Here is a 19,656-nt window from a genome sequence, read left to right on the forward strand (position 1 = left end):
CCCTTCCGCTCAACCTGTCTACTCGACCCCCGCTGGCTCGCGCTGGCGCCCCCACACCAGCGTGAACAACTCCCGCGCCCGCGCCAGGTACGGCGCCGCGGCTTCGGCCTCCGCGCCGCGGCCCAGTCCCTCCGCGATGAGCAGCAGGGTGCGGGCCTCGCCGAGCCGGTGACCGGTCTCCACGTGCACGTCCAGCGCCTGCTGCGCGGTGGACAGCGCCGCGGCCAGGCCGTCGGCGCCCAGCGGGTCCGCGGCCAGCCAGGCGGCGGCCAGCGCGGTGAGCGCCTGGCCGACCTTGACCCGGCGGCCGGCGGCCCTGGCCACCCGCTCGGCCTCCCGCCCGCAGTGCAGCGCCTCCTCGACCGCGCCTGCCGCGGTGTGCGTCTGGGTGAGCACGATCAGCGCGTCGATCTCGGTGCTGGCGTGCGCGATGTCGCGGGCCAGGCCGAGTGAGCCGGTGGCGGCGCGCAGCGCGGCGGCGTGCTCACCGGCGGCCAGGTGCAGCGCGGCCTGGGTGCACAGGGTGTCGCACTCGGTGCGCCGGTCGTCCACCGCGCGCGCGTTGGCCAGCGCGGCCTCGGCGTGCCGGGCGGCTTCGGCGTGCTCGCCGAGGTCCAGGTGCACCTTGGCCAGGGCTTCCTGGGTGTTGGCCTGGTCGTAGCGGGAGCCGTGGTCGGCGTAGAAGGCCAGCGCCTCGGTGAGCTGGTCCGCGGCCAGGCGCAGCTGCCCGAGGTCGGCCAGCACGATGGCCAGGTTGACCAGGGTGCTGTAGGCCAGCGCCCGCGCGCCCAGTTCGCGGTGCAGGTCGACCGCCCGGTGCAGGTGCCCGGCGGCTTCGGCGAGCCTGCCGAACACCGCGTGCGCGATGCCCAGGTTGTTCAGCGTGGTCGCGGTGGCCGCGGTCTTCGGGCGACCGGCGCGCAGGGCCAGCGCGCGCTGGAAGTGCTCGACGGCCTGCTGGTAGTCGCCGCCGTTGCTGTGCGCGGTGCCGATGTTGTGGTGCATGGTCGCGGCCGCCTCGGCCTCGCCGTGCTCCTGGGCGGCGCGCAGCGCGGCGTGCCCGGCGGCCAGCCACTCCGCGGTGTGCCGGTGCGCGTAGAAGTACAGCCGCAGCGAGTCGATCAGGTGCCAGGCGGTCTCCGGCGGCCCGTGGCCGGCGGCGTGGTGCACCGCGGCGAGCAGGTTGGGCCGCTCGGTGTCCAGCCAGGCCAGCGCCTCCTGGCCGGTGGCGAACTCGGGCGCGGGGACCTCCTCGGTGTCCCTGGTGAGCAGCAGCGCGTCCGGGTAGAGCCGCCGGATGGCCTGGTCCGCGCCCCGCAGGTAGCCGGCGAACAGCCGCTGCCGCGCGGCGGCCAGCTCCCCGGCGCTGTCCTCCTCCTCGCCCAGGTCCTGGGCGTAGCGGCGGAGCAGGTCGTGGAAGTGGAAGCGTCCAGGCGAGTGCTGGCCGACCAGGTTGGCCGCGGCCAGGCGGTCCAGCAGGCGGTCGGCCTCGGCCAGGTCGACATCGGCCAGTGCCGCGGCGGCCAGCGCGGTGAAGTCGGGGCCGGGGACCAGGCCGAGGTGGCGGAACAGGCGGCGGACGTCGGCCGGCAGCGCGGTGTAGGACAGGTCGAAGGCGGCGTGCACCGCGGCCTGGTCGTCGCCGTCGATGCTCAGCGCGGCGATGGTGCCTGCGCGCAGCTCGTCCCGGTAGCCGCCCAGAGTGTGCCGGGGGTTGCTGACCAGGTTGGCCGCGGCGATCCGCAGCGCCAGCGGCAGCCGGGCGCACAGCTCGGCCAGTCCGTCGGCGGCGCTCGGCTCGGCGGCGATCCGGTCCGGCCCGAGGATCGCGGCCAGCAGGTCCCGCGCCTCCGGCCGGTCCAGCACCTCCAGGGTGAGCCTGCGCGCGCCCTGCAGCGCGGTCAGCCCGCGCAGGTCGTCCCGGCTGGTCACCAGCACCCCGCAGTGCGGCTCGGCCGGCAGCAGCGGGCGGACCTGCTCGGCGGCGGCCGCGTTGTCCAGCACCACCAGCACCCGGCGGCCGGTGAGCAGCGACCGGTACAGCGCGGCCTGCTCCTCGATCTCGGTCGGGATCTGCTTCTGCGGCACGCCCAGCACCCGCAGGAAGTGCGCCAGCGCCTCGGCCACGGTCATCGGCTGGCTGCTGGCGTGCCCGCGCAGGTTGATGTGCAGCTGGCCGTCCGGGAAGCGTTCGCCCAGCCGGTGCGCGGCCCGCACGGCCAGCGCGGTCTTGCCGATGCCCGGCGGGCCGGCCAGCACCACGATCGGCGCGGCCGTGCGCGGGGCGGAGCTGGACAGCAGCTCGCCGATCCGCCGCAGCTCACCGGCCCTGCCCACGAAGTCGGCCAGGTCCGGCGGCAGCTGGCGGAGCACGCCCTGGCGCGGCTGGGCGGGCAGGTCGGCCGGTGGCTCGACCGGGCGGGGCGCGGCCAGCGCGGGGTCGTTGACCAGGATCGCCCGGTGCAGCTGGCGCAGCGGCTCACCGGGGTCGATGCCCAGCTCCTCGGCCAGGGTGTCGCTGAGCTGGCCGAACACGCGCAGCGCCTCGGCCTGCCGGTCGCAGCGGTAGAGGGCCAGCATCAGCTGGTGCCAGAACCGCTCGCGCAGCGGGTGCTCGGCGGTGAGCCGGTGCAGCTCGGCGGCCAGCTCGGCGTGCCTGCCCAGCTGGAGGTCGACCTCGATCCGGCGTTCCAGGGCCTGCAACCGCTCCTCGGCCAGCCGGGGCGCCTCGTCCCGGCGCAGCGCGTCCGAGGGCACCCCGGACAGGGCCTCGCCGCGCCAGAGCGCCAGCGCCCGGCGCAGGCAGTCCGCCTCGCCTGCCGGATCGGCGGCCGCGGCCAGTGCCCGGCCCCGTTCCAGCAGCTCGCGGAAGGTGAACAGGTCGAGCTGGGCGGAGCCGAGCCGGATCAGGTAGCCCTCGGGGCGGGTGTGCACCAGCTGGCCGGGGCCCGGTTCGTCGCCGAGGGCCTGGCGCAGCCGCATCACGTAGGTCTGCAGGGTGCCGCGGGCGCGGGCGGGCGGCGTGTCGCCCCAGATCCGGTCGAACAGCTCCTCGACCGGCACCACCTGGTTGGCCCGCAGCAGCAGGGTGGCCAGCAGCGCCCGGTGTTTCCCGGCTCGCACCTCGACCGGCAGCCCGCCGCGGCGGACCTCGACCGGCCCGAGGATCCGGAAAACCACCTCCTTGGGCGCCGATTCCATGAATTCCTTCCCCCCGTGCCCTGGTTACGGGCACCATGAAGCCTGGGCCGACCGTGCCCCGAACACTGTAGGCGTCCGCGTTAGTCACACGTCAGCGAGACGACAGCGCCGTCCGGCAACCTTGTTCTCAGGGGGGCCGGGTGGCCCGCGCTACAGGGGGACGAAGCGCGGGCCACCCGAAATTTTTGCCTCAGCTGTACATGCCGGAGATCTCGGTCGAGTAGGTCTCGTTCACCACGTTCCGGCGCAGCTTCAGGCTCGGCGTCAGCTCGCCACCGGCCTCGGTGAAGTCCACCGGCAGGATCCGGAACTTCTTGATCGCCTCCGCGTTAGAGACCGCCTGGTTGGCCTCGGCCACCGCGGCCTCGATCTCCCCGCGCAGCTCGGCGTCCTCGATCATCTCGGCCACACTGGCGGCTTCCGGCTTGCCGTGCTGCTTCTTCCAGGCCGGGAAGAACTCCGGGTCGATGGTGATCAGCGCGGCGATGAACGGCTGCCGGTCGCCGACCACCATGCACTGGCTGATCAGCGGGTGCGCCCGCAGCCGGTCCTCCAGCACCGCGGGGGCCACGTTCTTGCCGCCGGCGGTGACGATGATCTCCTTCTTCCGCCCGGTGATGAAGAGGAAGCCCGCGTCGTCGAGCTCGCCGAGGTCACCGGTGTGGAACCAGTCGTCCCTGATCGACTCGGCGCTGGCCGCCTCGTTCTTCCAGTAGCGGCGGAAGACGATGTCGCCCTTGATCAGCACCTCGCCGTCCTCGCCGATGCGCACCGAGGTGCCTGCCACCGGGCGGCCGACCGAGCCGATCCGGATCGCGTCCTGGGTGTTCACGCAGGCCGCGGCGCTGGTCTCGGTGAGGCCGTAGCCCTCGTAGACGGTGACGCCGACCCCGCGGAAGAAGTGCGCCAGCCGGGCGCCGAGCGGGGCGCCGCCGGAGACCGCGGCCTGGCAGCGGCCGCCGAGGGCGTTGCGCAGCTTGACGTAGACCAGCTTGTCGAACAGCGCGTGCTTGAGCTTGAGGCCAAGGCCCGCGCCACCGTGGTCCTGCGCCTCGCTGTAGGCCACCGCGGTCGCCTCGGCCAGGTCGAAGATCTTGCCCTTGCCCTCGGCGTGCGCCTTCTGCTTCGCGCCGTTGTAGACCTTCTCGAACACCCTGGGCACCGAGACCACGAAGGTCGGCCGGAAGGTGCCGAGGTCGGCGACCAGGTTCTTCACATCCGCGGTGTGCCCGACCGTGGTGCGGGTGTAGACCGCGCACACCGCGAGCACCCTGGCCAGCACGTGCGCCAGCGGCAGGAAGGCCAGCATCGAGTTGCCGGGCTGCAGCAGGCTGGGGAAGGCGGCGATGTCGGAGCGGATCTCGGCCAGCAGGTTGCGGTGGGTCAGCTCGCAGCCCTTGGGGCGGCCGGTGGTGCCCGAGGTGTAGATGATGGTGGCCAGGTCGTCGGCCCGCACCGCCGCGCGCCGGTTGTGCACCTCGCTGTCGGGCACGTCCTTGCCCGCCTCGGTGAGACTGGTCACGGCGCCGTTCTCGATCTGCCACACATCGGACAGTTCGGGCAGGTTGCCGCGCACGCCGTCCAGGGTGCTGCGGTGTGCCGAGGTCTCCACGACCACCGCGCGGGCACCCGAGTCGGACAGGATCCACTCGATCTGACCGGCCGAGGAGGTCTCGTAGATCGGCACGCTGACCGCGCCGGCGAACCAGATCGCGTAGTCGAACAGGGTCCACTCGTACCGGGTCTTGGACAGCAGCCCGATCCGGTCGCCCTGCTGGACGCCCGCGGCGATGAAACCCTTGGCCAGTGCGACGACCTGGTTGGCGAAGTCCTTGGCGGTGACGTCAAGCCAGGTGCCGTCGACCCGTCTGCGGAAGCTCACCGCCGTCGCGAACCGCTCCGCGTTGGCCCACACCATGTCGGTGAGGTTCTCCTCATCGGCCACGGTGGCGGTGGCCGGGACGCTGAACTCTCGCACGTCAACCTCGCTAACGCAGGGAGGGTGTTACTGACGGGTTAACCTAGCTCCTTGTGACGCTGTGACAATAGGGCGTAACCCAGCTGTGGCCGTTATGGCACGCTTTGTCCCATGTCCTCGGTAGACGTGGTCGACGAACTCTTCATCACAGTTCCCCCGTCCACCCTGGCCGCCAGCCTCGCCGACCCGGCCTCCTGGCGCGCGTACTGGCCGGACCTGGAGCTGACCGTATACGCCGACCGCGGCGCCGAGGGCCTGCGCTGGACCGTGGCCGGGGCGCTGGTCGGCACCATGGAGCTGTGGCTGGAGGCGGTGCTGGACGGCACCGTCGTGCACTACTTCCTGCGCGCCGAACGCCCGGGCGAGGTCCCGTTCACCCCGCGCGAGGCCCAGCGCGAGACCGTGCGCCGCCAGCGCGCCCAGAAGAAGGTCGCGTTCACCTGGAAGGACCTGTTCGAGGCGGGCCGGCCGGTCGGGGTCGCGCCTTAGCCTGCACGTATGCAGAGCAGCGCGAACACCGTCGAGGAGTACCTGGCCGAGCTGCCCCCGGACCGCCGCGAGACCGTGGCCGCCGTCCGTGAGGTCGTCCTGGCGAACCTGCCGGCGGGCTACGAAGAGGGCATGGACTTCGGGATGATCTGCTGGCACGTCCCGCTGAGCCGGTACCCGGACACCTACAACGGCCACCCACTGGGCTACGTGGCGCTGGCCTCGCAGAAGCAGTACCTGTCGCTGTACCTGATGGGGGCGTACGCGGACGGGGACGGCTTCCGGGCGCGGTACGAGGCGACCGGGAAGAAGCTCAACATGGGGAAGTCCTGCGTGCGGTTCACCAAGCTGGACGACCTGCCGCTGGAGCTGATCGGCGAGGTGGTGGCCGAGGTGTCGCCGGAGCAGTACATCGAGATCTACGAGAAGGCCCGCGGCCTGCGGTGAAGCGGGGTGGCTTGCGGCTTGCCGCGATCGCTTTCTCGGTGTTCGTCTCGCTGGCGGGCCTCGCACCCGTGGCGGCCGCCGGAGCCACTGCCTGCCCCTCGGTCAACGGGAACTGGGCGTCCTCGGGTCCGTTCGCGGTCACTTCCGCCTCCAACGGCACCGGTCACACGATCTTCCGGCCCAGCCAGCTCGGCAGCCTCGGCTGTGCGCGGCACCCGGTGCTGCTGTGGAGCAACGGCGGGCCGGCGTTGTTCACCGCGGGGCAGAACGACCTCCTCGTGGGGTCGCCGGTGGTGTGGAGCCAGTACGCGCGGGCGGGCCAGGTGCCCGCGGTGTTCGGGGAGCTGCGCGGGGCGGGGCATCTGGCCGGCATCGAGTTGCGGGGGCCGGTGACGGCCTGGTTCCGGTGGCACCTGATGGGGGACGGGCAGGCGCGCGGGTTGTTCTTCGGGGCGGGGTGCGGGTACTGCGGTGCTGGGGCGGGGACGCCGTGGTCGAAGTTCGAGCGCAACGCCAAGGCCGAGGCGGTGCTGGTGCGGTGAGCCGGCGGCCGGTGGGATACTGCCGGTAGACGTGAGGAGCGGCTGTGACGGCACTTCCGGAGACCGGGTTTTTTCACCTCCTGACCATCGAGGAGTATCTCGCGCTGGGTGAAGTCGAACACGGCTACACCGAACTCCTGGAAGGCCGCCTCCTGATGACCCCGAGTCCGGTGCCTCAGCACAACCGAGCCATCTACCGGCTCATGGCGCAGCTCGAACAGCAACTCCCCGACGATCTCGAAGCCGTGCCGGACGTCGACATCGACCTCGAGTTCGCGCCACCGGACGAACCCGGTTTTTCCCGGCGACCGGACCTCATCGTGGTCGACCGCTCCGTGCTGCCCAGGATCGAGGCCGAGGGGGGCATCATCCGGGCCTCCGAAGTTCGCCTGGTCGTCGAGGTTGTCTCGCCTGGCTCACGGCGCACCGACAACGTGACCAAGCGGCTTGAGTACGCCGACGCCGGTATCCCGCACTACTGGATCGTCGACATCACCCGCCCGGTCTCCCTGGTCGCCTGTCACCGCACCGAGGAGTTCGGGTACCAGGACGATTCCCGGGTCACCGGCACCTTCACCACCACGGTGCCCTTCCCCGTCACGATCGACCTGGGCCGCCTCAACTGATCCCGCCGCTCGCCTAAAGTCGTTCCGTGCGAGTTCATGTGGTCTCCGACGTCCATGGCAACGCCGACGCGCTGGCCCGTGCCGGTGAGGGAGCGGACGCGCTGGTCGTGCTCGGGGACCTGCTGGACTTCGTCGACTACCACAACCACGAGCGCGGGATCTTCGGCGCGGTGTTCGGCGCGGAGAAGGTCCGGCAGTTCGCTGAGCTGCGCAAAGGCGGGCGGCGGGGCGAGGCTGGCGCCTTTGTCCGGTCGTTGTGGGCTGGGCTGGCCGACGCCGCGTCGGTGATCGAGGAGGCCGCGCGGGAGCAGTACGCGGCCATGTTCGGGGCGATGTCCGCGCCGACCTATGCCACGCCCGGCAACGTCGACCTGCCGTACCTGTGGAAGGAGTTCGCCGGTCCCGATCTCCAGGTGCTGGACGGGGACGTGGCCGAGATCGGAGGGCTGCGGTTCGGGTTCGCCGGTGGGGCGCTGCTGCTGCCGGGCACCTCGCTGCCGCAGAACGCGCCGTGGCTGCCGTACCTGCGCTCGGCGGAGGAGTTCGGCGAGGCGGTGCTGGAGCTCGGCGCGGTCGACGTGCTCTGCACGCACATCCCGCCCGCGCGGGCCGAGCTGACCTACGACGTGGTGGCGCGGCGGGCCGAGCTGGGCTCCTCGGCGATCGTGGAGCTCATTGACCGGGACCGGCCTCGGTGGTCGGTGTTCGGGCACGTGCACCAGCCGTTGGCGCAGCGGATGCGGATCGGGCGGACGGAATGCGTCAACGTGGGTCATTTCCAGCGGCGGGAGCGGCCCTACGTGCTGCGGTGGTGACCCCCGAACGCGGTAACCTCCCGGCTATGGCCGACCAGTCCACCCAGTCCATCGTCATCGCCGCCTCGCCAGAGGAGATCATGGCGGTGATCGCCGACTTCGTCAGTTATCCCGACTGGGCCGACCAGTTCAAGTCGGTCGAGGTGCTGGAGACCGACGATCAGGACCGGCCGAGCCAGGTCCGGTTCAAGGTGGACGCCGGCGCGTTCAAGGACGAGTACGTGCTGGCCTACGACTACAGCGAGGACGGCCGCTCGCTCGGCTGGAACCTGGTCAAGGGCACCATGCAGAAGGCCCAGAACGGCCGCTACCAGCTGGCCGAAGAGGGCGCCGGCACCAAGGTCACCTACTCGCTCACCGTCGAGCTGGCCATCCCGATGATCGGGCTGTTCAAGCGCAAGGCGGAGAAGATGATCATGGATATCGCGCTGAAGAACCTCAAGCGACGGGTCGAGAGCGCGGGCTGAACCGGCGTCCCGGAGAATCGTCACTCGTGCGTGTCCTGCTGTTCACCGGCAAGGGCGGGGTGGGCAAGACGACCCTCGCCGCCGCGACGGCCGCCCGCCTCGCGGCAGGCGGCCACAAAGCGCTGGTCGTCTCCACCGACCCGGCGCACTCCCTCGGCGACGCCCTCGGCGCCCCGCTGACCTCCGCGCCCGCCGAGGTCGAGGGCGCGAACGGGCTGTACGCGGCCCAGATCGACGCCCGTGGCCTGGTCGACGGGGCCTGGCAGGAGCTGCGCGGGCACCTGCACACCGTGCTGGCCGGCGCCGGGGTGGACGAGCTGGACGCCGAGGAGCTGACCGTGCTGCCCGGCGTGGAGGAGCTGCTGGCCCTCGCCGAGGTCGAGCGCGCCGCGCGCCTTGGCCCGTGGGAGACGGTGGTGGTGGACTGCGGTCCGACCGCCGAGACACTGCGCCTGCTCGCCCTGCCCGAGGCCTTCGCCGGCTACCTGGAACGGCTCTTCCCCACCCACCGCAGGGTGGTCCGCGGCCTGCTCGCCGGTGTCGCGGGCAGCGCCACGGTGGAGAAGTGGGACGCCGCGGCCGAGGCGCTGGGCAGGCTGGCCGTGCGGCTGGAGGCCCTGCGCGACTTGTTGGTGAGCCCCGAGCACACCAGCGTCCGGCTGGTGCTGACCCCGGAGCGGGTGGTCGCCGCCGAGACCCGGCGCACGCTGACCGCCTTGGCGCTGCAAGGCATCCGGGTGGACGGACTCATCGCCAACCGGGTGCTGCCCGACCTGGGCGCCGGTGGCCGGGGCGCCGCGGCCCAGTGGCTGCGCACCCGCCGCGGCGAGCAGGACACCGTGCTGGCCGAGCTGCACGAGGCCACCGACGTGCCGGTGCGGATCGTGGAACACCGGGCCGCCGAACCGGTCGGGGTGCCCGCGCTGCTGGAACTGGCCGCCGAGCTCTACGGCGAGGGCGACCCGCTGGCCGGGGCCGACCGGCCGCCGCTGGTCTCGGTCAGCGGCGGTGGCCGCGGCCTGGAGGCCCGCTACGAGCTGCACCTGGCGCTGCCGCTGCTGGCCGAGTCCTCAGTGGACCTGGCGCGGGTGGACGACGACCTGGTGGTCACGGTGGACGGCAGGCGCAAGCTGGTCGCGCTGCCCGCGGTGCTGCGGCGGTGCGAGGTGACCGGCGCGGCCGCCGGGACCGAGGGGCTGACCGTGCGGTTCCGGCCCGACCCCCGGCTCTGGATGCGGTGAGGCGATGAACGAGCAGAACAACACCGGCGACGGACAGAACCGGCTGGCCGAGGAGGCCAGGCTGCTGCTGGACGCCCTCGCCGAGCGGGCGGTGCCCTGGCTGCGCAAGCTCGCCGCCGAGCAGCCCGGCGGCGAGCACAGTCCCGCCAGCTGCGGCTGGTGCCCGCTGTGTGCGGCCATCGCGGTGGCCCGCGGCGAACGGCCGGAGCTGGCCGTGCGCGCGGCCGAGCACCTGGCCGGGCTGCTGGGCACGCTGCGCGCGGCCATGGAGGAGCGGGTGCCCGCGGCGCCGGGTCAGGACGCCGGTGCCGCGCCGCCGCCCGCCGGGTCGCCTGGGCCTGAAGCGCCGAGCGCGCCCCGGGTACAGCGGATCACGGTGGAGCGGGAGTGCTGACTGTCGGCATCGACGTCGGCGGGACCACGGTGCGGGCAGGGGTGGTCGACGACCACGGCTCCGTGCTGGACACCGCCCGCACCGCCACCCCGGCCGGCCAGGACGCGCTGGAGAACGCCATCGCCTCGGTGGTCGGCCAGCTGACCGAGCGGCACGAGGTGTGCGCGGTCGGCCTCGCGGTCGCCGGGTTCGTCACCGAGGACCGGCGCGGCGTGCGCTTCGCCCCGCACCTGGCCTGGCGGCAGGCCCCGGTCGCGGACCGGATGACCCGCAAGCTGCGGCTGCCCGTGGTGCTGGAGCACGACGCGAACGCCGCGGCCATGGCCGAGTACCGCTTCGGCGCCTCCCGCGGCGCGCGGGTGTCGGTGATGGTCGCACTCGGCACCGGGATCGGCGGCGCGCTGCTGGTCGACGGCGAGGTCTTCCGCGGCGCGCACGGCGTGGCGCCCGAGCTGGGCCACCTGCGGGTGGTGCCGGACGGCCGCCCGTGCCCGTGTGGCAAGCGGGGTTGCTGGGAGCGCTACTGCTCGGGCACCGCGCTGGCCGCGACCACGGTGGAGCTGCTGGCCAACGAGCCCGGCCTGTCCACCGTGCTGGCCCGCGAGCCGGTGCGCGACGGCCGCACCATCACCGGCCGCGCGGTGGCCGGCGCGGCCCGCGAGGGCGACCCGCTGGCGCTGCGCGCCTTCGGCGAGCTGGCCCGCTGGCTCGGCGAGGGCCTGGCCCTGGTCGCCGACGTCTACGACCCGGAGGTCGTGGTGATCGGCGGCGGGGTCTCGGAGTCCGCGCCGCTGTTCCTGGACGAGGCCCGCGAGCACTACGCGCGGCAGGTGACCGGAGCCGGCCACCGCCCGCTGGCCCGCATCCGCCCGGCCCAGCTCGGCGACGACGCCGGCATCGTCGGCGCGGCCGCGCTGGCCGCGGACCTGGTCGCCAGGGTCTGAGCCCCTTCGAAAACGAAACGGACCCGGCGCGGTGGCACGGGTCCGGCAAGTGGAGAACGCCTGGCTGAACCGGCGACGCTGCCGGTCAGGCGCCGCTGGGTCAGCGGGCGCTGCGGCGGAACAGGCGGCGGCGACGGCCACCGGTGGTGTTGCGACGGTGCTGCTTCTGCTCACGCGCCCAGCTCGTCTCGGCGAGCGCCTTGGCGAGCCACATGGCCTGGAGCTGATCCATGAAGAGGGACCTGCCTTCCGTTTCTGTATCGGTTCTGACGAGTCTCAGGCTACGCCTCGACTGAATCGGTACACAAACGAGAAACCGCAGTTCGTGGCCCACTTCACCGCGTTACCGAATCCCCTGTGAGCTGGCTCCCGCCGAACCCGTCGAGCAGCACCTCCACCGCCCGCGCGAACCGGCTCGCCATGTCCAGCCCCGCCCCGGTGGCGACCACCTCGGCCAGGGTGTGCCCGATGACGAAGCAGCCCAGCACGTTGAGCAGGTCCATGGCCGCGGCCGCGGTGAGCCCGGCCGCGCGCAGGCGGGCCAGCGTGGCCTCCATGAACGGCAGTGCGCCCGCGCCGTGCAGCGGCCGGGTGGCCACCAGCGGCAGCACGCCGGGGTGCCGGATCAGGGTGGCGCGCAGGGAGTGCGCGAAGGCGCGCAGCTGGGTGGCCGGGGGCTCGTCCGGTGCGGGCTCTGGCGGGCGGGACAGCTCGGAGACCCGCTCGACCAGCGCGTCCTGGCGCTGACCGGATACTTCACCGTCACGCACTGGATCCCGATGCCGCCGTTCAACGACCTGCGGTTCGAGAACCGGGCGGCCAACGGGTGGATGCAGCTGTTCCTGCTGCTGCTGGCGGTGACCACGCTGCTCGGGCACCGGTTCGAGCTGTGGGTGGCCGCGGTGCTGTACGCGGTGATGCTGGTCGGCAACCTGGTCAGCTGGTGGGTGCCCTACCTGACCGGCTGGCCGAAAGCGGTCATCGAGACCAACGTGCAGCGCGGCTGGACGCCGTTCCCGGTGCGCGCGGACCGGGTCACGCCGGACGCTCTGCACACGATCCTGGGCCTGCTGATCGTGCTCGGGCTGGTGGCGAACCTGTTGGCGCTGGCGAAGAGCTGAACGCCGTCAGACCTGGGCGCCGTCGTCCCAGCCGGAGTCCGGGGGCGGCCCCTTGCGCATGTTGACCACCAGCCAGCCGATGCCGCCGCTGATCAGCAGCAGGCCCAGCGGGAAGGCGGTGCTCCACAGCATGCCGATCACACCGTGGGTGAAGAACAGCAGCACGCCCAGGCCGATCAGCGCCAGCGCCGCGGCCGTGGTGCGGCGCAGCGGCGGGATGGGCGGCGGCTCCGGGGGCTCGTAGTGGCCCTCGTCCTCCTCCGGCGGCGCGGCCGCCTGGCGGGACGGCTGCTCTTGTTCGGCCGCGCGCTCGGGGCGCGGGGCGCGTTCCGCTTCCGGCGGCTCGACGGCCTTGGCCGCGGCCTCCGGGGTCTCCGGCCATTCCGGAGCGCTGCCCTCACGGCGGAGACCCGCGACGATCGCCTCGAAGGCGGCGTCCACGTCCTCCGGTCCGTTGGTCTCCTCCGCGCGGTTGCTCATCCCCGCCATCGTCCCATGAGCGGGCCGTGCCCGGCAGACGTCGGAATGGGCCTTCCGGCAGAAGAAGATGGGTGTGTCTGGTCACCTGTGCACGTCAACGGGTGCGTTGCCGTTGTGCGCAGTCGAACTCGCTCCGTAGTCTGGCGTACACCGGCCTGGTCTGGGCTTTGAGGGAGGCGCTTTCCGCGGTGTTGTGGTGGGTGATGAAGTGGGTTCTGCTCGGACCCATCTTGCGGCTGTTCTTCCGTCCGTCCATCCAGGGACTTGAGCACGTCCCGGAGTCCGGCGGAGCCATCCTGGCCAGCAACCACCTCGCGGTGGCCGACTCGTTCTTCCTGCCCCTGATGGTGCCGCGCCGGGTCACCTTCCTGGCCAAGCGGGAGTACTTCACCGGCAAGGGCATCAAGGGCCGGTTCAAGCGGGCCTTCTTCGGCGGGCTGGGCCAGGTGCCGATCGACCGCTCCAGCGCGATGGCCGCGCAGGCCGCGCTGGACACCGGCGTCCGGCTGCTCAAGGAGGGCAAGCTCCTCGGCATCTACCCCGAGGGCACCCGCTCGCCCGACGGCAGGCTGTACAAGGGCAAGACCGGCGTGGCCAGGATGGCGCTGGAGGCCGGGGTGCCGGTGGTGCCGGTGATCATGGTCGGCACGGACCGGGCCAACCCGATCGGCTCCAAGATGTGGCGGCCGCACAAGATCCGCATCGTGATCGGCCCGCCGCTGGACTTCTCCCGGTACGAGGGCCTCGGCGGGGACCGGTTCATCGAGCGGTCCATCACCGACGAGATCATGTACACCCTGATGGAGATGTCCGGGCAGGAGTACGTGGACGTCTACGCCGCGAAGGTCAAGGAGCCGCAGGCCACGCCGTCCTCGGCCACCCCGGAGCGCAAGGCCGCCTGAGTCGCGGTCAGGGGCGGAACGGGCGGCGACTAACCTTGGTCGGTGCGGTTCTTCTACGACTGTGAGTTCATCGAGGACGGGGTCACCATCGACCTCGTCTCCATCGGGGTGGTGAGTGAGGACGGTCGTGAGTACTACGCCGTGTCCACTGAGTTCGACCCCGAGCGGGCGGGCCCGTGGGTGCGGCAGCACGTGCTCGCCAAACTGCCCCCGCCCTCGGATCCGCACTGGCGCAGCCGCAACCAGATCCGCCGCGAGCTGCTCGACTTCGTGACCGAGTCGGACAACCAGCCCGAGCTGTGGGCCTGGTTCGCCGCCTACGACCACGTGGCGCTGGCCCAGCTGTGGGGCGCGATGCCCGCCCTGCCGCCGGAGCTGCCCCGGTTCACCAGGGACCTGCGGCAGCGCTGGGAGGACCTGGGCAAGCCCCGGCTGCCCGGCCCGCCCGCCGACGCGCACGACGCGCTGGCCGACGCCAGGCACAACTACCAGCGCTGGCAGATCATGGAGCAGACCCGCCAGCGGAAGGGCTTCGCGGTCCGCTGAGCAGGCGGCGGTAGTTCCTCTTCTTCGCCCGAAGTTCCGGAAGTGTTGCCGGTTATCGGCACCCCGCTTGCTGCACCGATCCAGGTGCGGGCAGACTCGGCGGTGACGCGAGAGACGCCGCTCACAGTCGGCGCGAAGAGGAGGCACTACATGCGCATTGGTGTGCTCACGGGTGGCGGCGACTGCCCGGGGCTGAACGCGGTCATCCGGGCAGTCGTCCGCAAGGGCGTCGAGGTCTACGGCCACGACTTCGTCGGCTTCCGCAACGGGTGGAAGGGCCCGATCGAGGGTCACACCAAGCCGCTGGGCCTGGACCAGGTCGAGGACATCCTGACTCGCGGCGGCACGATCCTGGGCAGCTCCCGGACCAACCCGTACAAGGTCGAGGGTGGCGTCGAGGCCATCCGGAAGAACCTGGCCGAGCTGGGGGTGGACGCGCTCATCGCCATCGGCGGTGAGGACACCCTGGGTGTGGCCAAGCGGCTGACCGATGACGGCATCGGTGTGGTCGGCGTGCCGAAGACGATCGACAACGACCTGGGCGCGACGGACTACACCTTCGGCTTCGACACCGCGGTGCACATCGCCACCGAGTCCATCGACCGGTTGCGCACGACCGCCGAGTCGCACCACCGGGCTCTGGTCGTGGAGGTCATGGGGCGGCACGCGGGCTGGATCGCGCTGCACTCCGGCCTGGCCGGCGGCGCGAACGTGATCCTGGTGCCGGAGAAGCCGTTCAGCGTGGACAAGGTCGTCGAGTGGGTGCAGCGGCGGTTCGAACGCGAGTACGCGCCGATCATCGTGGTGGCCGAGGGCGCGGTGCCGGAGAACGGGGCCGAGGTCCTGCTCACCGGTGAGAAGGACGCCTTCGGGCACGTCCGGCTCGGCGGCATCGGCACCTGGCTGGCCGAGGAGATCGCGCAGCGGACCGGCAAGGAGTCCAGGGCGGTGATCCTGGGGCACACCCAGCGCGGTGGTACCCCGACGGCCTACGACCGGGTGCTGGCCACCAGGTTCGGGCTGCACGCGGTGGACGCGGTCAACGACGGCGACTTCGGCGTGATGGTGGCGCTGAAGGGCACGGACATCGTGCGGGTGAAGCTGGCCGAGGCCACGGCCGAGCTGAAGACCGTGCCGGTGGACCGGTACGCCGAGGCCGAGGTCTTCTTCGGCTGAGTTCACGGGTTGAGCTAAGCGACGCTCTCAACGGGGAGAGCGTCGCTTTCTTCTCGTTGCTCAGCTACTGGAGGCCGCTCATGATGGCGTTGATGATGCCCTGCTGCGTCACCGCGAGGGTCCGCCGGTTGAACAGCCCGAACCCGTGCCGTCCGGTTTCGCCGTTGTCCCAGTAGACGGTGGCCGCGCCGTACTTCTTCGACACCGACACGATGGCCCGCGCGTAGTCCGCGCGATACCTGTTGTTCGAGGAGTCGGCCGAGGACTTGTCGATCGAGCCGTACTCACCGACGACTACCGGGTAGCCCTTCCTGACGAAGGTGTCGTACATCTTCTTCAGCTGGGAATCCAGGTAGTCCTCCTGGCCCCAGGTGGATTTCCGGGCGGGATTGGTCGACCCCCGGCCCCACTGCGTGATGGTGTCCTTCTCCTCACCCGCGAAGTCCCACGGGCTGTAGTAGTGCACGGAAATCATGATGCGCTTCTCGTTGGCCGGGATCGAGGGAGACCGGTACTGGTCGGTCGGCAGCACGAAGCCGTAGTTACCCGCGGTGTAGTCGATGTTCGTGTTCCAGCCGGGCACGAGCAACCACCGTGAACTGTTCTGCCCGCCCGCCCGCCGCACGGTGTCCACGAAGATCTGGTTGTAGCTGTTGATGTTCGAGTAGCAGGGCTGGGTCGGATTGCCGAACTGCCCGTCGAAATTCTCGTTCATCGACTCCAGGATCAGGCGCTGGTCGTAGTTCTGGAACCGCTGCGCGATCTGCTGCCACACCTTCTGGTACTTGGCCTTGATGGTGGCCTGCGCGGAGGAGTCGCAGATCAGCCAGGAGTTGCTGATGGTCTTGTAACCGTCACCGTGCATGTTGATCAGCACGTGCAGGCCGCGGTTGTAGGCGTAGTTCACGACCTCCTGGATCCTGTTCAGCCAGGAAGAGTTGATCGTGTAGTTGGGGCCGGCGCCGATGTGGCGCAGGTAGGAGACTGGGATTCGGATCGTCTTGAACCCGGCGGCCCGCACCTTGTCGATGAGTGCCTGCGTGATGGTCGGCTGACCCCAGGCGGTTTCGCCGGGTGTTCCGTTGATATTGGCTTCCAGCTGGTTGCCCAGGTTCCAGCCCGCACCCATGTTGGCCACGATCTGCGCGGCGTTCAGCTGGTTCACCGGAGCTGCCGATGCCGGACTCGCCAAGCCGGACGCGGAGGCGGCAACCGCCAGCACCGCGGCGAGGAAGCCGACTTTGATCTTTTTTGCTGGTGAGCGCACAGGTTTCTCCCGCGTCTTCAGGGCGGCGGAAAAGCGTATCGCAACATTGCAGTAGCCGACCTGCCCAGTCAATCCCTGAGCGGCGAGAAACCTGTGCCTGGCTTAATTCGACGAAATTCGAGTCGAACGATCCGCCACTTCGCTGGAGATCTCGATCATCTCCTCGCGGCTCACCACCTTGATGCGTTCCCGGTTGGCGGCCAGGCCGAGTTTCAGTTCGTGGGTGTCGAGCCGGTTCCAGCCGTCGAGGGTGGTGTATTCGATGCCGCGTTCGATGAGGAGCTCGGTGACCCGGTCCGGATTCGGCTCCGCGGCCGGGGTGATGTTCGGCAGGTCGGCCAGGATGCTGTTGACGGTTTCCAGCGCGTCGCCCTTGGTGTGGCCGATGAGGCCGACCGGGCCGCGCTTGATCCAGCCGGTGACGTAGGTGCGGTCCACCTGCTCCGCGCCGTCGAGGACCCGGCCGGCCTCGTTCGGCACCACGCCTGCCGCGTGGTCGAACGGCAGCTCCGCCAGGTGGCTGCTCAGGTAGCCGACCGCGCGGTAGACGGCCTGGACCGGCCACTCGTGGAAGGCGCCGGTGCCCTTGACGTCGCCGGTGCCGTCCAGCTCCATGCGCTCGGTGCGCAGGCCGGTGACCACGCCGTCGCCGAGGATCGCCACCGGGCGGTGCAGGAAGTGCAGGTGCAGGCGCCGGGGGCGGGCGCCGGGGTCGCGGATGGCCCAGTCCTGGAGGGTCTTGACCACCTGGCGGACCTGGTTGCTGCGCTCGATGGCCTGCAGGCTGCCCTGGTCGAACTCGATGTCCTCGGGGTGGACGATGACCTCGACGTTGGGGGAGTGGTCGAGCTCGCGCAGCTCCAGCGGGGTGAACTTGGCCTGGGCCGGGCCCCGGCGGCCGAAGACGTGCACGTCGGTGACCGGGCTGCCCTTGAGGCCCCGGTAGACGTTGTCCGGGATCTCGGTGCTGAGCAGCTCGTCGGCGGTCTTGGCCAGGATGCGGGCCACGTCCAGGGCGACGTTGCCCACGCCGAGCACGGCGACGCTGTTGGCGACCAGCGGCCAGTCCCTCGGCACGTCCGGGTGGCCGTCGTACCAGCTGACGAAGTCGGCCGCGCCGTAGCTGCCGTCCAGGCCGATGCCGGGGATGTCGAGGCTGCGGTCCTTCTCGGCGCCGGTGGCGAAGATGGCCACGTCGTAGTGCCTGCGCAGGTCGTCCAGGGTGAGGTCGGTGCCGTAGTTGACGTTGCCCAGGAAGCGGATCTCCGGGCGTTCCAGCACTCGCTGCAGGGCGTGCACGATCTGCTTGATGCGGGGATGGTCGGGGGCCACGCCGTAGCGGATCAGGCCATAAGGAGCAGGCAGCTTTTCCAGCAGGTCGATGCTGACCGGGGTTTCGGACTTGGCCAGGATGTCGGCGGCGTAGATGCCCGCCGGTCCCGCACCGATGACCGCGACCCGTAGCGGGCGCTGCATGACGTTCTCCCTCAGCTCTGGATGACTCCCTGAGTTTAAGGTTAGCCTGACCTAACTGGATTGATTCGGTGAGCCTGCTCTCACGTTTTCGTTCCACATAGCGGGAGGGCTGTACCAGGGATCAGGAGCTGGACTACACCGCGTACCCTTGGCCCGTGAACTGGACCGTGGACGTGCCGGTCGACACGCTTCCTGCGTTGCCGCCCCTGCCACCCGAACTGCGTACCCGTCTCGACGACGCCCTCGCCCGTCCCGCTGCCCAGCAGCCGGACTGGCCCGACCCCGAGCAGGTACGCAACGTCCGCGCCGTGCTCGAAAGTGTTCCCCCGATCACGGTGCCGCCGGAGATCGAGCGCCTGCGTGACCGCCTGGCCCAGGTGGCCCGCGGTGAGGCGTTCCTGCTCCAGGGCGGCGACTGCGCGGAGACCTTCGCCGACAACACCGAGCCGCACATCCGGGGCAACATCCGGACGCTGCTGCAGATGGCGATCGTGCTGACCTACGGCGCTTCCATGCCGGTGGTCAAGGTGGGCCGGATCGCCGGGCAGTACGCCAAGCCCCGCTCCTCCGGCACCGACGCGCTCGGCCTGCCCACCTACCGGGGCGACATGGTCAACTCGCTGGTCGCCACGCCGGAGGCCCGCGCGCACGACCCGTCCCGGCTGGTCCGCGCCTACGCCAACGCCGGTGCGGCGATGAACCTGGTCCGCGCGCTCACCAGCGCGGGCATGGCCGACCTGCACCGGGTGCACGACTGGAACAAGGACTTCGTGCGCTCCTCGCCCGCCGGTGAGCGGTACGAGGCGGTGGCGGCCGAGATCGACCGCGGGCTGCGCTTCATGCAGGCCTGCGGCGTGACCGACCACAACCTGGAGACGGTCGAGCTCTACGCCAGCCACGAGGCGCTCGTGCTGGACTACGAGCGCGCCATGCTGCGGATGGACGTCAGCGGCGAGACGCCCAAGCTGTACGACCTGTCCGCGCACTTCCTGTGGATCGGTGAGCGCACCCGTCAGCTCGACGGCGCGCACATCGCCTTCGCCGAGCTGCTGGCCAACCCGATCGGGCTCAAGATCGGGCCGGGCACCACGCCGGAGATGGCCGTGGAGTACGTGCAGCGGCTCGACCCGCACAACACCCCCGGCCGGCTGACGCTGATCTCGCGCATGGGCAACTCCAAGGTGCGCGAGGTGCTGCCGCCCATCGTGGAGAAGGTCACCGCCTCCGGCCACCAGGTCATCTGGCAGTGCGACCCCATGCACGGCAACACCATCGAGGCCAGCACCGGCTACAAGACCCGGCACTTCGACCGGATCGTGGACGAGGTGCAGGGCTTCTTCGAGGTGCACCGCAAGCTGGGCACCCACCCCGGTGGCATCCACATCGAGCTGACCGGTGAGGACGTCACCGAATGCCTCGGTGGGGCACAGGAGATCTCCGACGCCGACCTGGCCGGTCGCTACGAGACCGCCTGCGACCCGCGCCTGAACACCCAGCAGTCCCTTGAGCTGGCGTTCCTGGTCGCGGAGATGCTGCGCAACTGA

Annotated in this window: 21 protein-coding genes; 14 read left to right on the forward strand and 7 right to left on the reverse strand. The window is 71.1% G+C overall.

Features of this window, described 5'->3' with window-relative positions; genetic code table 11:
• Positions 1-18 precede the first annotated feature (18 nt).
• Together ACWDY5_RS30120 and ACWDY5_RS30125 are read right to left on the reverse strand one after the other, a co-directional pair.
• Positions 19-3,201: an AfsR/SARP family transcriptional regulator gene (locus ACWDY5_RS30120; protein ID WP_449725521.1), complete on the reverse strand. Its 3,183-nt coding sequence runs from the start codon at positions 3,199-3,201 to the stop codon at positions 19-21.
• Between the two features lie 190 nt (positions 3,202-3,391).
• On the reverse strand, positions 3,392-5,179 hold the full coding sequence (locus tag ACWDY5_RS30125) for an AMP-dependent synthetase/ligase (RefSeq protein ID WP_449725522.1): 1,788 nt from the start codon (positions 5,177-5,179) through the stop codon (positions 3,392-3,394).
• A 111-nt stretch (positions 5,180-5,290) separates the two neighbouring features.
• Between ACWDY5_RS30125 and ACWDY5_RS30130 the strand changes: the two genes are divergently transcribed.
• From ACWDY5_RS30130 to ACWDY5_RS30170, 9 genes are read left to right on the forward strand one after another with little or no spacing between them, the layout of a single operon-like run.
• Positions 5,291-5,668: a polyketide cyclase / dehydrase and lipid transport gene (locus ACWDY5_RS30130; RefSeq protein ID WP_449725523.1), complete on the forward strand. Its 378-nt coding sequence runs from the start codon at positions 5,291-5,293 to the stop codon at positions 5,666-5,668.
• Positions 5,669-5,677: 9 nt separating this feature from the next.
• Positions 5,678-6,115: a DUF1801 domain-containing protein gene (locus tag ACWDY5_RS30135; RefSeq protein ID WP_449725524.1), complete on the forward strand. Its 438-nt coding sequence runs from the start codon at positions 5,678-5,680 to the stop codon at positions 6,113-6,115.
• Between the two features lie 11 nt (positions 6,116-6,126).
• Entirely contained in the window at positions 6,127-6,657 is a 531-nt protein-coding gene (locus tag ACWDY5_RS30140) for a hypothetical protein (protein ID WP_449725525.1), read from the forward strand.
• A gap of 44 nt (positions 6,658-6,701) precedes the next feature.
• Positions 6,702-7,283: a Uma2 family endonuclease gene (locus ACWDY5_RS30145; protein ID WP_449725526.1), complete on the forward strand. Its 582-nt coding sequence runs from the start codon at positions 6,702-6,704 to the stop codon at positions 7,281-7,283.
• Positions 7,284-7,309: 26 nt separating this feature from the next.
• Positions 7,310-8,098, forward strand: a complete 789-nt coding sequence (locus tag ACWDY5_RS30150) for a metallophosphoesterase family protein (protein ID WP_449725527.1) — start codon at positions 7,310-7,312, stop codon at positions 8,096-8,098.
• A 26-nt stretch (positions 8,099-8,124) separates the two neighbouring features.
• Complete coding sequence (locus ACWDY5_RS30155; protein ID WP_449725528.1) at positions 8,125-8,565, forward strand: SRPBCC family protein; 441 nt, start codon at positions 8,125-8,127, stop codon at positions 8,563-8,565.
• 26 nt (positions 8,566-8,591) lie between these two features.
• The gene (locus ACWDY5_RS30160) at positions 8,592-9,806 is read left to right on the forward strand and encodes a TRC40/GET3/ArsA family transport-energizing ATPase (protein WP_449725529.1); all 1,215 of its coding nucleotides are present in this window, start codon (positions 8,592-8,594) and stop codon (positions 9,804-9,806) included.
• 4 nt (positions 9,807-9,810) lie between these two features.
• Positions 9,811-10,200, forward strand: coding sequence for a hypothetical protein (locus ACWDY5_RS30165; protein WP_449725530.1), 390 nt, complete (start codon positions 9,811-9,813; stop codon positions 10,198-10,200).
• Positions 10,194-11,144, forward strand: a complete 951-nt coding sequence (locus ACWDY5_RS30170) for an ROK family glucokinase (protein WP_449725531.1) — start codon at positions 10,194-10,196, stop codon at positions 11,142-11,144. Before ACWDY5_RS30165 ends, ACWDY5_RS30170 begins: the two co-directional genes overlap by 7 nt.
• A 100-nt stretch (positions 11,145-11,244) precedes the next feature.
• Here the strand turns inward: ACWDY5_RS30170 and ACWDY5_RS30175 are convergent, their stop codons facing one another.
• The gene (locus ACWDY5_RS30175; protein ID WP_449725532.1) at positions 11,245-11,376 is read right to left on the reverse strand and encodes a hypothetical protein; all 132 of its coding nucleotides are present in this window, start codon (positions 11,374-11,376) and stop codon (positions 11,245-11,247) included.
• 103 nt (positions 11,377-11,479) lie between these two features.
• Positions 11,480-11,914 (reverse strand): TetR/AcrR family transcriptional regulator C-terminal domain-containing protein, encoded by a 435-nt coding sequence (locus ACWDY5_RS30180; RefSeq protein ID WP_449725533.1) that lies wholly within the window; start codon positions 11,912-11,914, stop codon positions 11,480-11,482.
• Positions 11,915-11,923: 9 nt separating this feature from the next.
• On the opposite strand from ACWDY5_RS30180, the gene ACWDY5_RS30185 reads away from it, so the two are divergent.
• Positions 11,924-12,265 (forward strand): hypothetical protein, encoded by a 342-nt coding sequence (locus tag ACWDY5_RS30185; protein WP_449725534.1) that lies wholly within the window; start codon positions 11,924-11,926, stop codon positions 12,263-12,265.
• A 6-nt stretch (positions 12,266-12,271) separates the two neighbouring features.
• Here the strand turns inward: ACWDY5_RS30185 and ACWDY5_RS30190 are convergent, their stop codons facing one another.
• A complete protein-coding gene (locus ACWDY5_RS30190; protein ID WP_449725535.1) occupies positions 12,272-12,745 on the reverse strand; it encodes a hypothetical protein in 474 nt (157 codons plus the stop codon).
• 188 nt (positions 12,746-12,933) lie between these two features.
• On the opposite strand from ACWDY5_RS30190, the gene ACWDY5_RS30195 reads away from it, so the two are divergent.
• From ACWDY5_RS30195 to ACWDY5_RS30205, 3 genes are all read left to right on the forward strand, one after another.
• Positions 12,934-13,647: a lysophospholipid acyltransferase family protein gene (locus tag ACWDY5_RS30195; RefSeq protein WP_449725572.1), complete on the forward strand. Its 714-nt coding sequence runs from the start codon at positions 12,934-12,936 to the stop codon at positions 13,645-13,647.
• 42 nt (positions 13,648-13,689) lie between these two features.
• Positions 13,690-14,193, forward strand: a complete 504-nt coding sequence (locus ACWDY5_RS30200) for a polyadenylate-specific 3'-exoribonuclease AS (protein WP_449725536.1) — start codon at positions 13,690-13,692, stop codon at positions 14,191-14,193.
• Between the two features lie 150 nt (positions 14,194-14,343).
• On the forward strand, positions 14,344-15,369 hold the full coding sequence (locus tag ACWDY5_RS30205) for a 6-phosphofructokinase (RefSeq protein ID WP_449725537.1): 1,026 nt from the start codon (positions 14,344-14,346) through the stop codon (positions 15,367-15,369).
• A 64-nt stretch (positions 15,370-15,433) separates the two neighbouring features.
• Here ACWDY5_RS30205 and ACWDY5_RS30210 read toward each other — a convergent pair whose 3' ends face one another.
• Both ACWDY5_RS30210 and ACWDY5_RS30215 read right to left on the reverse strand, forming a co-directional pair.
• Positions 15,434-16,708 carry a glycoside hydrolase family 5 protein gene (locus ACWDY5_RS30210; protein ID WP_449725538.1) on the reverse strand — a complete coding sequence of 425 codons (1,275 nt, stop codon included), beginning with the start codon at positions 16,706-16,708 and terminating at the stop codon, positions 15,434-15,436.
• Positions 16,709-16,738: 30 nt separating this feature from the next.
• Positions 16,739-18,112 (reverse strand): FAD-dependent oxidoreductase, encoded by a 1,374-nt coding sequence (locus ACWDY5_RS30215; protein WP_449725539.1) that lies wholly within the window; start codon positions 18,110-18,112, stop codon positions 16,739-16,741.
• 155 nt (positions 18,113-18,267) lie between these two features.
• Between ACWDY5_RS30215 and ACWDY5_RS30220 the strand changes: the two genes are divergently transcribed.
• The gene (locus ACWDY5_RS30220; RefSeq protein ID WP_283663957.1) at positions 18,268-19,656 is read left to right on the forward strand and encodes a class II 3-deoxy-7-phosphoheptulonate synthase; all 1,389 of its coding nucleotides are present in this window, start codon (positions 18,268-18,270) and stop codon (positions 19,654-19,656) included.

Source organism: Crossiella sp. NPDC003009 (genome assembly GCF_053591555.1).

What these genes read in the sequence shown, in the direction of transcription:
- ACWDY5_RS30155 (WP_449725528.1), top strand. Translation starts at nt 8,125, where the DNA reads ATGGCCGACCAGTCCACCCAGTCCATCGTCATCGCCGCCTCGCCAGAG.
- ACWDY5_RS30130 (WP_449725523.1), top strand. Translation starts at nt 5,291, where the DNA reads ATGTCCTCGGTAGACGTGGTCGACGAACTCTTCATCACAGTTCCCCCG.
- ACWDY5_RS30120 (WP_449725521.1), bottom strand. Translation starts at nt 3,201, where the DNA reads ATGGAATCGGCGCCCAAGGAGGTGGTTTTCCGGATCCTCGGGCCGGTC.
- ACWDY5_RS30215 (WP_449725539.1), bottom strand. Translation starts at nt 18,112, where the DNA reads ATGCAGCGCCCGCTACGGGTCGCGGTCATCGGTGCGGGACCGGCGGGC.
- ACWDY5_RS30165 (WP_449725530.1), top strand. Translation starts at nt 9,811, where the DNA reads ATGAACGAGCAGAACAACACCGGCGACGGACAGAACCGGCTGGCCGAG.
- ACWDY5_RS30175 (WP_449725532.1), bottom strand. Translation starts at nt 11,376, where the DNA reads ATGGATCAGCTCCAGGCCATGTGGCTCGCCAAGGCGCTCGCCGAGACG.
- ACWDY5_RS30135 (WP_449725524.1), top strand. Translation starts at nt 5,678, where the DNA reads ATGCAGAGCAGCGCGAACACCGTCGAGGAGTACCTGGCCGAGCTGCCC.
- ACWDY5_RS30190 (WP_449725535.1), bottom strand. Translation starts at nt 12,745, where the DNA reads ATGAGCAACCGCGCGGAGGAGACCAACGGACCGGAGGACGTGGACGCC.
- ACWDY5_RS30185 (WP_449725534.1), top strand. Translation starts at nt 11,924, where the DNA reads ATGCCGCCGTTCAACGACCTGCGGTTCGAGAACCGGGCGGCCAACGGG.
- ACWDY5_RS30205 (WP_449725537.1), top strand. Translation starts at nt 14,344, where the DNA reads ATGCGCATTGGTGTGCTCACGGGTGGCGGCGACTGCCCGGGGCTGAAC.